This is a genomic window from Arthrobacter sp. MDT2-16 (assembly GCF_054510925.1).
Map to the genome: position 1 here is coordinate 854,795 of NZ_JBTNDP010000001.1, position 12,779 is coordinate 867,573.

General features: G+C 68.1%; 11 protein-coding genes, 1 pseudogene and 1 riboswitch. Of the genes and pseudogenes, 11 read left to right on the forward strand and 1 reads right to left on the reverse strand.

Features of this window, described 5'->3' with window-relative positions:
• Positions 1–38 precede the first annotated feature (38 nt).
• The 7 genes from ACX80N_RS04100 (at position 39) to ACX80N_RS04130 (ending at position 9,203) form a co-directional block, all read left to right on the forward strand.
• Positions 39–512 carry a cupin domain-containing protein gene (locus ACX80N_RS04100; protein ID WP_459338385.1) on the forward strand — a complete coding sequence of 158 codons (474 nt, stop codon included), beginning with the start codon at positions 39–41 and terminating at the stop codon, positions 510–512.
• Between the two features lie 459 nt (positions 513–971).
• Positions 972–1,061: riboswitch (SAM riboswitch) on the forward strand.
• 143 nt (positions 1,062–1,204) lie between these two features.
• On the forward strand, positions 1,205–2,824 hold the full coding sequence (locus tag ACX80N_RS04105; RefSeq protein ID WP_459338386.1) for an ABC transporter substrate-binding protein: 1,620 nt from the start codon (positions 1,205–1,207) through the stop codon (positions 2,822–2,824).
• 6 nt (positions 2,825–2,830) lie between these two features.
• Positions 2,831–3,790 (forward strand): ABC transporter permease, encoded by a 960-nt coding sequence (locus ACX80N_RS04110; RefSeq protein WP_105031965.1) that lies wholly within the window; start codon positions 2,831–2,833, stop codon positions 3,788–3,790.
• Between the two features lie 27 nt (positions 3,791–3,817).
• Positions 3,818–4,747: an ABC transporter permease gene (locus tag ACX80N_RS04115; RefSeq protein ID WP_459338387.1), complete on the forward strand. Its 930-nt coding sequence runs from the start codon at positions 3,818–3,820 to the stop codon at positions 4,745–4,747.
• 12 nt (positions 4,748–4,759) lie between these two features.
• Positions 4,760–6,508: a dipeptide ABC transporter ATP-binding protein gene (locus tag ACX80N_RS04120; protein ID WP_459338388.1), complete on the forward strand. Its 1,749-nt coding sequence runs from the start codon at positions 4,760–4,762 to the stop codon at positions 6,506–6,508.
• A gap of 11 nt (positions 6,509–6,519) precedes the next feature.
• Positions 6,520–7,815 carry an acyl-CoA dehydrogenase family protein gene (locus ACX80N_RS04125; protein ID WP_240615129.1) on the forward strand — a complete coding sequence of 432 codons (1,296 nt, stop codon included), beginning with the start codon at positions 6,520–6,522 and terminating at the stop codon, positions 7,813–7,815.
• Positions 7,815–9,203, forward strand: coding sequence for an NtaA/DmoA family FMN-dependent monooxygenase (locus ACX80N_RS04130; RefSeq protein WP_105031968.1), 1,389 nt, complete (start codon positions 7,815–7,817; stop codon positions 9,201–9,203). The genes ACX80N_RS04125 and ACX80N_RS04130 overlap by 1 nt, the downstream gene beginning before the upstream one ends.
• A 202-nt stretch (positions 9,204–9,405) precedes the next feature.
• Here the strand turns inward: ACX80N_RS04130 and ACX80N_RS04135 are convergent, their stop codons facing one another.
• Complete coding sequence (locus tag ACX80N_RS04135) at positions 9,406–9,609, reverse strand: hypothetical protein (RefSeq protein WP_459338389.1); 204 nt, start codon at positions 9,607–9,609, stop codon at positions 9,406–9,408.
• Between the two features lie 26 nt (positions 9,610–9,635).
• Between ACX80N_RS04135 and ACX80N_RS04140 the strand changes: the two are divergent.
• From ACX80N_RS04140 to ACX80N_RS04155, 4 genes and pseudogenes are all read left to right on the forward strand, one after another.
• A pseudogene (locus tag ACX80N_RS04140) lies at positions 9,636–9,890 on the forward strand (MmyB family transcriptional regulator); the annotation flags it as partial.
• A gap of 3 nt (positions 9,891–9,893) precedes the next feature.
• Positions 9,894–10,640 (forward strand): ABC transporter ATP-binding protein, encoded by a 747-nt coding sequence (locus ACX80N_RS04145; protein WP_459338390.1) that lies wholly within the window; start codon positions 9,894–9,896, stop codon positions 10,638–10,640.
• The gene (locus tag ACX80N_RS04150; RefSeq protein ID WP_459338391.1) at positions 10,627–11,439 is read left to right on the forward strand and encodes a hypothetical protein; all 813 of its coding nucleotides are present in this window, start codon (positions 10,627–10,629) and stop codon (positions 11,437–11,439) included. The genes ACX80N_RS04145 and ACX80N_RS04150 overlap by 14 nt, the downstream gene beginning before the upstream one ends.
• A gap of 51 nt (positions 11,440–11,490) precedes the next feature.
• Entirely contained in the window at positions 11,491–12,747 is a 1,257-nt protein-coding gene (locus tag ACX80N_RS04155; protein ID WP_459338392.1) for a serine hydrolase domain-containing protein, read from the forward strand.
• Positions 12,748–12,779: the final 32 nt, after the last annotated feature.

Here is a 12,779-nt window from a genome sequence, read left to right on the forward strand (position 1 = left end):
TCTGGCGACCCGGGCGGGACATGGGACAGAATGCGGTCATGGACATCAACGACAACGGACCGAACCCGAACGCCTTCGACATCGAGCGTGCTGCGACGGACAACACCGCCTACCGCCGCGTCGCCTGGACGGGCAAGCACCTGCAGGTGACGCTCATGTCGATCGAGCCCGGCGGAGCGATCGGCCTCGAGGTGCATCACGGCACCGACCAGTTCCTGCGCATCGACGCCGGGAAGGGCCGGGTGAAGATGGGGCCCTCGAAGGACAACCTCTCGTTCCAGCAGGACATCGAGGACGGCTGGAGCATCCAAGTGCCCGCCGGTACCTGGCACGACGTCGAGAACACCGGGGACGAGCCGCTGCGCCTCTACACGATCTACGCCCCTACCCACCACGCGCAGGGCATCGTGCAGGAGACCCCGGAGGCTGCCGAGAAGGACGAGGAGGAGGGCCGCGACGAACCGCCGTCGTGGGTCGAAGAAGTGGACGACAAGGGAGAAGAGAGCGCCTGAGCCATCAAGTGTGACGACACCCACTGAGCGCGCGGCGGCCGAGATCCCGATGACACGCCCGCGTCGGGGTCGAGGCGAGCCGCTTCGGTCAGGCGGGCATCGAGCCTGACCGGGCGCTTCGCGCCGTCGACTCCATCGGTCGTCCGCACGCGGTCGGGTGGAACCCGAGGAACAGCGCTCGAAGCCGTCCTGTCGTGCCAGGGCACCAGAGTGTCCTGTCACGACAGGACGGCTGCTCGACCCGGATCGGTGACGGACCACAGGTTTGTGCGAGGCGATCCACGTGCCGTCGGCCATCACCGGCGCCCGGCAGTCCGAGGGCGGCGTTCCGGTACCAGCCCCTTCGGGAGCCACGGGTTCCTGACGTGAATATGTCGTCCCGAGACCTGCCCGTCTTGATCGGTCGGCCCTTCTGGGGTTTCATCTACTTGTCCGCTGGGTTCGCTCCCCTGGACAGAACCACCATCCAGAGCGGTTGAGAGACCTGGCTCGTTGAAGCCGCAGCAACCACCCCGTCGGGGCCGGTGCTACTGCCAGGACCGATGGAGATAGCCTGTCCCCCGTTGGTGTCGGCCTCCCTGAGAGGTTGAGCCTGCTGCGTGCGCGGATAGGGAACCCTCATCATGACTGAGAGGACCGGCATGACTTCCCGCCCCGTTTCCAACACTGATTCAGCACGGACATTCCCTGCCATGGCTCGCCGGTCTGTGCGCGTGACGGCGATGCTGAGCCTCGCCGCGCTGGCCCTCACTGCGTGCAGTTCCGCCTCGAGCACTCCGGCGGCGCAGGATGCCGGTACCGGCGGACCCGTCGAAGGAGGGACGCTCGTCTACGCCGAAGTCACGCCGATCAACAACTGGCAGACCCAGGCGGCTCGCTTCTACGAAAAGTCCAATGTCCTCAACAGCGTCCTGGACCGCTTGACCTACTTCGATCCCGAGCAGGGTGAGCTCGTCCCCTGGATCGCATCCGACTTCTCCTCCAATGCCGACGCGACCGAGTTCACCTTCACCATCCGCTCCGGGGTGACCTTCAGCGACGGTTCGCCCCTGAACGCCGAGGCGGTGAAGTTGAACCTCGATGCCCTGGGACTGGGGATCGAAGCCGCGCAGGTCCAGCCGAACGTCGACTTCGCCGGCTACAGCTCCGCGGAGGTCATCGGCGAGGACCAGGTGAAGGTCACGCTGTCCTCCCCCAACGCGAACTTCCTGCGGGCGACGTCGTCGGTCACCGCCGGTCTCGTCTCACCGGCGACCCTGAAGCTGGATGCGGCAGGACAGTCGGCGATCTCCCGGATCTCCGGCTCCGGCCCGTTCACCTTCGAGTCGGAGAAGCCTGACGAGGAAGTGGTGCTCGCCAAACGGGCGGACTACGCGTGGGCTCCGGAGACCGCCGGGAACCAGGGGGATGCCTACCTCGACAAGGTGGTCGTCAAGTACCTGCCCGAAGTCGCTCACCGCGCGGGCGCCGTGCAGTCGGGGCAGGTCGACCTGGTACGGGGCTTACAGCCCCTCGACGAGGACGCCCTCGCTGCGAGCGGAAACCAGGTCCTTCCGGCTAAAGGGATCGACCTCACCGTGAACATGGCTGCTGTCCGCATCGGCAGCGGCAAACTCGCCGACGAGAACGTCCGTCAGGCGTTGCAGATCGGCATCGACCGGCAGAGCATCAAGGACACCGTCCTGTCCGATAGCTACGAACTCGCAGCGTCCGTGCTGAACCATCAGGCCCCGGGCTTCGTCGACCTGTCCGAGGAGCTCGAATACCAGCCCGACGAAGCCCGGACGCTCCTCGACGAAGCAGGGTGGGACGTCGGCGCGGACGGCATCCGGGAGAAGGACGGGGTGAAGCTCGAGGTCACCGTCACGAGTTCCAACAACTCCGTGGTCATCAAACCGGCCTTCGAACTCATCGAACAGCAGTGGCGGGAGATCGGGGTCAAACTCGACAACCGTGCCGGTGACAATACGTTCCTGGCGACGGCCATGCCCGATCCGAATGTCGAGTTCTTCGGTACCCGGCAGTTCATCTACGGCGGCCTCGGGCCGATCTTCGAGCCCGCCAACAACACCATGACGCACACCAGCGACGCGGACCTCAACGCGATCTTCGCCGCAGAGCGTGCTGCCACCCAGGGCCCCGAACGCGATGAGCTGCTCGCCCGGGAACAGCAGGCCCTGGTCGTGGACAAGGCCTACTCCCTGGTGCTGTGGGACGAGGTGCAGGTGTACGGAGCCCACAGCGACACCCATGTGGAGTTCACCTCCGGTACGGCTCCTGTCTTCCAGGGCGCGTGGAAGACAGGCGGATAGCGGGCTGTGGCACGCTACCTCGTCCAGCGGATCGGCCAGGCGCTCCTCGTGGTGTGGCTCGCCTACACCCTCGTCTTCCTGGCGGTGCAGCTCCTGCCCAGTGACCCCGTGACGATCTTCCTGACGGTCGACTCGGCGGTCGACCAGGCGGCGATCGACACCATGAAGAGTCAGTACGGCTACGACCAACCGCTGGTGGTCCAGTACCTGCACCAGCTGGCAGGGCTGTTCTCCGGAGACTTCGGGTACTCGCTGGCCTCCGGCCAGTCGGTGCGGGACCGGATCAGCGGTGTCGCCGGATCGACCGTGGCGCTGGCGGGCTCTGCGTTCGTCACGGCCGTGGTGATCGCCGTCCTTCTCGTCGCTGCCGCGACCCTCACCCGTTCGGGTGTCGTCCGCCGCGTGCTGGTGAACCTGCCTCCCCTGTTCTCGGCGATCCCCGTGTTCTGGCTCGGGCTGGTCCTGCTGGAACTGCTCTCGATCCGCTGGGGCGTGATGTCACTGTTCCCGGATGGATCCTTCCTGTCCCTCGCGGTGCCCGTCCTGGTCCTGGCGATCATCGTCTCGGCTCCCCTTGCACAGGTGCTGCTCAAGAGCGTGAGTCACGTCTATGACCAGCCCTTCATCGACGTCCTCCGGGCGAAGGGCGCCTCACGGTCCTGGATCTTCTTCCGCCACGCACTGAAGAACGCGGCAGGACCGGCCCTGACGATCACCGGGATCACGGTGGGGACGCTGTTCGCGGGCTCCGTCATCACCGAGACCGTGTTCGCGCGCTCAGGGCTGGGCTCGGTGGTCCTGCAGGCCGTCACGACCCAGGACGTGCCCCTGGTACAGGGGCTGGTGCTCCTGACCGCGACGGTCTTCGTCGTCGTCAACCTGGTGGTCGACCTGCTGTATCCCCTGCTCGACCCGCGCATCCTCAAGAGCAACGGGCAAGGGGCCCCGCGGGCCCTGACCGCCTGATGACCACGATTGGATCGAGGTATCTCCTTGACACCCCCTGACGCTTCCCTCCCGCTGATCGTGCCGGATACTGGACCGACCGCGGCCGGCAGCCCTCCCGCAACCGGCGCAGCCGGGCCGTCCGTACCGGCGCTCCGGCCCTCGCGGCGCCGCCATGGACCTGTCGGCAACCCCGCCCTGTGGTTGACGGCCCTTCCCCTGACGGTGATCGTCGCGTGGGCTGTCGCCCCGGAATGGTTCACCGCGTACTCACCCCTGGATGGCGTGCCCAGCGAGAACTTCCAGGCGCCGAACGCCACCCATCTCTTCGGGACGGATCACCTCGGCCGGGACGTGTTCTCCAGGGTGGTCTTCGGTACGCGGCAGACGCTCCTGACCGCGGGCTTCGCCGTGATCATCGGCCTCGTCGTGGGAACGATCATCGGCCTAGTAGCCGCAACAGCGGGACGGGCGGCGGATGCCACGGCCATGCGTCTGGTCGACGTGCTGCTCGCCGTCCCCGGGTTCCTGATCTCCCTCGTCATCGTCACCGCGTTCGCCCCCGGACCCGTATCGCTGGGGATCGGCGTCGGCATCGCATCCATCGCGTCCTTCGCACGGGTCGTGCGGTCCGAAGTGCTGCGGGTCCGGAACCTCGACTTCGTGGAAGCATCCTTCCTCAACGGCGGAACCTACCGGTCCGTCGTCGTCCGTCACATCCTGCCCAATGCGGCCGGCCCGGTGCTGGCATTGCTCGCGGTGGACCTGGGCGCTGCCATCCTCGCCATCTCCGGTCTGGGTTTCCTCGGCTTCGGCGCTCCACCCCCCACCCCCGAGTGGGGGCTGCTGATCGCGGAGGGACGCCAGTACCTCGGCGGTGCCTGGTGGCTGACGTCGTTGCCCGGCATCGTCATCGTCGTCGCCGTCATCCTGCTGGCCGCACTGGGCCGCCAGCTGCTCAAAACCTTCCGAATCTAGGCCAGGAGAACCGTGAACACCGCAGAGCCACGCGTCCACCCCGACGCCTCGCAGACCCGGACCTTCCAGCGCCCCGCCGATCCGTTGCTGCAGGTACGTGGCCTGCGGGTCGAGTACCGCCACCACGGCAGTACCACGACTGCCGTGGACGGCATCGACCTAGCTGTCGGCCGCGGTGAGATCGTCGCCCTGGTGGGTGAATCAGGATCAGGCAAGTCCACCCTGGCGAAGTCGATCATCGGGCTGCTCCCCCGTGCGGCAGAGCGGACAGCCGGGTCGATCACCCTCGGCGACACGGACCTGACCAGCGCCCGGGAGAAGGATCTGGAGGGGATCCGCGGCCGACGGATCGGACTGGTGCCGCAGGACCCGGGGGCGTCCCTCGACCCGGTCAGGACCATCGGTTCGCAACTGGCCGAGGTCTTCCGCCTGCACCCCGATGGTGCGCGGCGCTCACGCAAGGCCGTGCGCGACGACGTCCTCCGGCTGCTCGAGCTCGTGGGCATCGATCGTCCCGAGGAACGGCTCAGGCAGTACCCGCATGAGCTCTCCGGCGGCCTCAAGCAACGCGTGCTCATCGCTATCGCCTTCAGCCTCCAGCCCGACCTGCTGATCGCGGACGAGCCGACATCGGCCCTGGACGTCACCGTCCAGGCGAAGATCCTGGAGGTCTTCGAACGTCTGGCGGGGGAGTTCGGCACGGCCGTGCTGTTCGTGACCCATGACCTGGCCGTCGCGACGGATCACGCCGCGCGCATCGTCGTCATGCAGCGAGGTCGCATCGTCGAGGACCGCCCCGTGGCCGACATCCTCGCCGCCCCTGACGACGAGTACACGGCGCGGCTGCTCGAGGAAGCCTCGCCCCACCGCCGCCCGGCAGAGGCCCGGACGGCATCGACGGCGGAACCCGTGACCGTTCCCGCCATCGAGGTCCGGGGCCTCACCAAGGACTTCCGCGGAAAGGGCGAGCATCACCGGGCGGTCGACGATGTCTCGTTCGGCGTCGCGCAGGGCACTACCTTCTCCCTCGTCGGTGAGTCCGGGTCCGGTAAGTCGACCACCGCACGCATGATCCTGCGCCTGCTCGATCCCACGGCCGGGCAGATCCTCCTTCACGGGGAAGACGTCACCACCGCCTCCCGGAGCCGGAAGCGGGAGCTGTGGCGGACCCTCCAGCTGGTGTATCAGAACCCTGACTCGGCCCTCGATCCCCGCCTGGCCGTCAGCGATATCATCGGCGAGCCCCTCCTCAACTATCGGGTGGGCACCGGCGCCGAGCGATCGGCGCGGGTGGCGGAACTCCTCGAGCAGGTCGATCTCCCGGTGGCCCTCGCGGGGAAGCGTCCCCTCGAGCTGTCAGGTGGCCAACGCCAACGGGTGGCGATCGCGCGGGCCCTGGCCCTGGGCGCCCGGACACTGGTGCTCGACGAGGCGCTCTCCGCCCTCGACGTGCTGACCCAGGCGCAGGTCCTCGCCCTCCTGGCGGACCTGCAACAGGACCTCGGGCTGACCTACCTCTTCATCTCGCACGACCTCCACGTCGTCGAACAGATCTCGACGACGGTCGGCGTCATGCGGCAGGGACACCTCGTCGAGACCGGCCCCACAGCGCAGATCTTCGGCAATCCCTCGTCCGACTACACCCGGGTTCTCCTCGCGTCCAATCCCGGGCACCGGCTACGCGCGCGCTCCGGATCCCGTACCGCTGCCGCTCATGCCCACACCGCCCGTCCCGGTCTCTCCGCCCTGTCAGCCCCGTAAGGACATCCACCGTGACCACCACTGCCAGCACGTCGCCCCGGACCGCACCCGACAGCCCGACCCTCCCCGGCCAGGGAGCACCTCCGGTGTCGGGGGAGGCACGGTACGCAGAGCTCGCCGCACGCTTCCGGCCGGTCTTCCAGCGCATCGCCGAGGGGTCCCTGGACCGGGAAGCGAACCGCATCCTACCTTTCGAGCAGGTGGGATGGCTGAAGGACGCCGGCTTCACGACCCTTCGCGTGCCCGCCCGCTACGGTGGCGACCCCGTGAACCACGAGCACCTGTTCCGGTTGCTGATCGAACTGGCCGAGGCGGACTCGAATACAGCCCACCTGCTCCGATCCCACTTCTCGTTCGTGGAGACCGCCGCACTGCAGCCCCCGGAGTTCCAGGACCGCTGGTTCCCGCGCGTCGCCGACGCCCAGATCTTCGGCAACGCGGCCACCGAGCGGGCAGGGAACGCACTCGGCACGACGCAGACGACACTGCACGACGAGGACGGGCGGTGGTTCCTCACCGGCGAGAAGTACTACACCACCGGCAGCATCTTCGCTGACTGGGTCGTGGTCATGGCGAGCACCGAGGGCGTCGAAGGACGCCAGTACGCACTCGTGAAGGCCGACGACCCACGCGTCACCATCGTCGACGACTGGGACGGCTTCGGGCAGCCACTCACCGGCACCGGGACGGCCCGCTTCGCCAGGGTTCCGGTGGAAGCCGGGGACATCCTGCAGAGGAAGGTCACGAGCACGCTCGAGCCGGCGTTCTTCCAACTTTTCCTGCTCGCCGTCCTTGCGGGTATCGGACGCGCAGCCCTCCGCGACGCCCGGGACCTCGTACGCACCCGCACCCGCACGTTCAACACCGGATCCGGTGGTCTCTTCCGGGACGACCCGCAGATCCAGGAACACGTGGGGCTCCTCGCTTCGAAGTCCTTCGCCGCCGAGGCGATCGTGACCGCGGCTGCCCGTGACCTCGATGCCGCCGTCGATCCCGTGCTGGCGCTCTCACCGGAGCACGCCTTCCTCCGCGCGGAACTCGCCGTCCAGCAGGCGCACGTCGCGGTCCCGCCGCTCGTGCTCGCAGCAACCAGTGAACTGTTCGACGTGACCGGGGCATCGTCGGTCAGCACCGGCAGAGCACTCGATCGTCACTGGCGGAACGCACGGACCGTCGCCACGCACAATCCTGCCCTGTTCAAAGCACGCTCCGTGGGCGACTACTACGTCAACGGAACCATCCCCACCGGCTTGAACAGCATCGGTGAAGCCACCACGCAGCCACCCACCACCGGAGGTACCCCCTGATGTCAGTCTTCACCGAACGCCCCCGGCTCCTTCTGAGCGCCTTCGCCATGAACACCACCAGCCACATCCTCGGGGGTCAGTGGCGCCACCCCGAGGCCCGGCAACACCGCTTCAACGACCTGAAGCTCTGGACCGACCTTGCCCGGACCCTCGAGGACGCCCGCTTCGACGCACTGTTCCTCGCCGACGTCGTCGGGCTGTACGGCAACCATGGCGGCGGCTGGGCCTCCCATGTGGACCGGGGGCTCCAGGTCCCGTCCAACGACCCCCTGGTCCTGCAATCAGCCCTCGCCGCGACCACCGAACACCTCGGCCTGGCCCTGACCAGTTCCGTCGTGCAGTCCCACCCGTTCCAGTTCGCCCGTCAACTCTCCACCCTCGATCACCTCAGCCAGGGGCGCGTCGCGTGGAACATCGTCACCAGCGTGCTCGAGAACTCCTTCCGGAACTTCGGCAACGATGGGCTCGTCGAGCACGACAGCCGCTACGACTGGGCGGATGAATACCTCGAGGTCTGCTACAAGCTGTGGGAAGGATCGTGGGACGACGGCGCGCTGCTGCAGGACAAGACCACGGGACGTCATGCTGATGCTTCGAAGGTCCACAAGATCAACCATGAGGGGGCCCGCTACTCGGTCGAGGGACCGCACCTCGTGGCGCCGTCACCCCAGCGCACGCCACTGCTCTTCCAGGCCGGCTCGTCGGGCCGCGGGCAGCACTTCGCCGCCGCGAACGCCGAAGCGGCCTTCCTCTTCGCGCCCAATGTCGACTACGCGCGGAAGACGACGACGTCGGTCCGCGCGCTCGCCCGCCACGTGGGCCGGCGCGACGACGACATCAAGTTCTTCGCGGGCCTGTCCTTCGTCGTGGGATCCACCGAAGCCGAAGTGAAGGCCAAGCAGGCCGACTACGACGAGTACCTCGATCTCGACATGATCGTCGCGCACATCGGCGGTGGCATCGGCGTCGACCTCGGAGGGCTCCCCCTGGACACCACCCTCGGCGACGTCCGCACCGACGGCGCCCGCGGAGTCCTCGAAGCATTGTTCGCCTCGGTACCGGGCGGTAATCCGACCATCGCCGACGTGGCCAGGTACCGCGCCTACAACCAGCAGATCGCCGGCACGCCCGAACAGATCGTCGACCAGCTCGAGACCTGGCAGGAAGCCGGGATCGACGGGATCAACATCATCAACCAGATCATCCCCGGCTCCTACCAGGACTTCATCGAGGGAGTCCTCCCGGAACTGCGTCGGCGCGGTCTGGCCCAGAGCGAGTACCGGCCCGGGACGCTGCGGGAGAAACTGTTCGGGGAGGGTCCGCAGCTGCCCCATCGCCACCCCGCTGCCGCGCACCGCGGATCCTTCGATCATGTCTCCGTTCCCTGATCCTCCCGATGGATCCATGGAGAGACTGCGCCGGAACCGGCACAGCGTGTGATAGCCGGTCCGGGCCGAGTGGTGGTCACGTCGATCAGACTCGGACGATGACCGTGCTGAGGGCGACGTCACGGCCCGCTTCGAAGTCCGCGGCCAGCGCGTCGACGGCGGAGGCCGCGAATGAGAGGGAATCCGAGCCGAGCAGCTGGTGCTAGGGCGCCTCGGGCGAGGTCGCAACCGTGATGATCGCGGAGGCAGCCTTGACCGGATCGCCCAGTTGAGTGCAGGGCATGGACTGGTGCGCGCTGGTCATCCCACGAATGGCCGTGTACCCGTCAATGGTCCGGGCCGGCAGGGCCAGGGAGTTGCTGGTGAGGAAATCGGTCTGCAGGTAACCGGGTTCAATGAGGTTCACCCGGATGCCGAACTCCGCGAGTTCACCCGCGGACGCACGGCACGAAACACCTGCGCCATCCCGTCATCGGCGACATCACGCTCGACGACGAGACCTTCATGATGCCGGGAGACCCGGACCAGCACCTGTTCGTCGACACCACGGCGCCGCAGCTGCAGGCACAGCAGCCACGGGATCCGCGGACTACGGGGTCCCGTGGCCCGATACGCAGACTGTTCTCACGGCCAGTGGGAACTGTCCCTGAGGCCGGGGCGCGGGGGATGGGCCGCGGGCAGGCTTGAGGCATGGACAACGACACTCCCGCACCCGTCACCATCCGGCATCTGCGCAAGGCGTTCCATGGGGTCCCTCGGGTCGACGACATCACCTTCACCGTCGGCCCCGGCCGGATCGTGGGTCTCCTGGGCCCCAACGGAGCCGGCAAGACGACCAGCATCCGCATGCTCCTGGGTCTCACAGCAGCCGACTCGGGGGAAGCGCTCGTCTTCGGCAAACCCTTCCGCGAGCTCTCCGACCCCATCCGGCGCGTCGGTGCCGTGCTGGACGCCGGCGGCCTGCACCCCGGGCGCACCGGCCGCGAACACCTGCGCATCGCCGCCGCCCAGGGCTACCTGCCGACGTCGCGCGTCGAGGAGGTGCTCGAGACCGTCGGCATGACGGACGACGCCGGACGCAGGATCCGCGACTACTCGCTGGGCATGCGTCAGCGGGTGGCAGTCGCGACAGCCCTTCTGGGCGGATCGCAGCTCCTCGTGCTCGACGAGCCCGCCAACGGCCTCGACCCCACCGGCATCCACTGGCTGAAACAGTACCTGCGGTCCTTCGCGGACGACGGCGGCAGTGTGCTGCTGTCCTCGCACATGCTCTCCGACGTCGCCCAGATCGCCGACGACATCGTGATCATCGCCGATGGCCGCGTCCGCACCGCCACCTCGCTCGACGAGGCCCTCGCCAGTTCCCGGGGCGACCTCGAGCACTACTACCTCTCCCTGACCGGCACGGGCGAAAGGGCTCCCCGTGCTGCGCGCTGAGATCCTCAAACTGACCACGACCACCTCGACCAAGGCCGCCATCCTCATCGCCGCCCTCGGGCTGATCGCGACGCAACTCGCCTTCACCCTCCTGCTGCCCGCACTTCGTGAGGACGGCGCTGCCGGGGCCGACGTCAGTGCCGAACTACCGATCATCGACCTGACCCTCCCCGGGAACCAGCTGGCCGCCCTGAACCCGTTCGGGGCGTCGATGAGCACAGGGTCGATCGGCATCGTGATCGTCGCCGTCGTCCTGCTCGGTGTCCTAGCCGGCACCGGTGACTTCCGATACGGCGGCATCACCGGCGCTGCCCTCGCCGAGCCCCGGAGGTCCCGCATCGTCCTGGCGAAGGCCGGCGCGGCGGCTGCAGCCGGCGCAGTGGCAGGAGTGCTCCTGGCGGCCACGGCCTTCCTGACCCTCCTGGCCACCCTCCTCACCCGGAGCGCAGCCCTGAACGCTCCCCCGGTGCAGGTCCTCGGCCTCCTCGGCCGCGGGGTACTCGCCATCATGCTGCTCAGCCTCATCGGACTGGCCGTCGGCCTGATCCTGCGCAACCAGCTCGCCGCGGTGCTCGTCATGCTCGGCGCCCTGGTGCTCGAGCCCGTGCTGCTGTCGATCGTGCACCTCGCCGCCGGGACCCTGCCCACCTGGGCGCAGTTCCTGCCGGTCTCCCTGTCCCAGGCAGCCGTCGGATCCAGCGGTGCCCTGGCGCCCGGCATCGCCCTCGCGGCCCTCGCCGCCCTGACCGCAACCGTGCTTGCAGCTGCAGCGATCACGCTGCATCGCCGCGACCTCTGATACCGGACCCGGCTACGCCCCCTCCATCGACCCTGAAAGTCAGGATCCATCATGCCTGCATCGCCCGCACACCCCATCAAGCGCTCCCTCACGTCCCGCTGGACCGCCGTCGCCCTCGCCGCGGCGCTCACTGCAGGCACCGGTGTCGCCCTGCTCCAACCCGGCACCCTCGAGCCCACACATGCTGCCGCAGCAGCACCGGCCGGCGCCACCGCCCCCGAACGGCAGGCTGGTCCTGACGTCGGCGTCGTCCAGGAGCAGTTGCAGAAGCTCGTCGACGCCGGGTATCCGTCCGCCTCGGCTGCCGTCACCGGTCCCGACGGGAACACCATCACCCTCGCAGCGGGTACCGGGAACCTCGCTACCGGCGAGCCCGCTCCCGTCGACGGGCAGGTCCGCATCGCCAGCAACACGAAGATGTTCGTCAGCACCGTCGTCCTCCAGCTCGTCGAGGAAGGCGCCGTCACGCTCGACGAACCCGTCGGGACCTACCTCCCCGGACTGGTCACGGGCGAGGGGATCGACGGCGGAACCATCACCGTCCGGCAGCTGCTGCAGCACACCAGCGGCCTACCCGAGTATGCCGACCGGGTCGCCGCGGATGCCTTCGGCGCCCAGCACACATTCATCTCACCGAGGGACATGCTCGACATCGCGCTGGAGAAGCCTGCGGTCTTCGTGCCCGGTGCGACGTGGGAATACAGCAATACCAACTATCTGGTCCTCGGACTGGTCATCGAGCGCCTCACCGAGCGACCGCTGTACGAGGAGATCGAGCGGCGCATCGTCGGCCCGCTGCAGCTCGTGAACACGTACCTGCCGGTCCCGGGCGAGCAGGAACTGCGCGGCGTGCATCCCCTCGGTTACCACCTCGACGACGCCGGCGAACTGAAGGACATCACCACCATGGATCCGTCCTTCGCCTGGGCCGCCGGCGCCATGGTCTCCACTCCGAGCGAGCTCAACACCTTCATGAAGGCGCTCCTCGATGGCACCCTCCTGAGCGACGCGAGCCTTGCGGAGATGCGGACGACCGTGCCGGCCGGGGACGAGCTGTGGCCCGAAGCAACCTACGGACTCGGTCTGCAGAGCTATCCGCTCAGCGGTGGCGGCACGGCCTGGGGACACGGCGGAGACATCCCCGGCACCCAGACGCGCAACGCCGTCGGACCCGACGGAACCGCCGTCACGATCGCAGTGGCCGCCCTTCCCTGGGCCATCGTCGACCCCTCCGACGAGGTCGAACTCATGAGCCGGTACAGGATCGTCGTCGAGGCCCTCGACGTGACCCTGCAGGCGGGGTCATAACCCGACACCACCACGGACGCACCGGCGCGCAT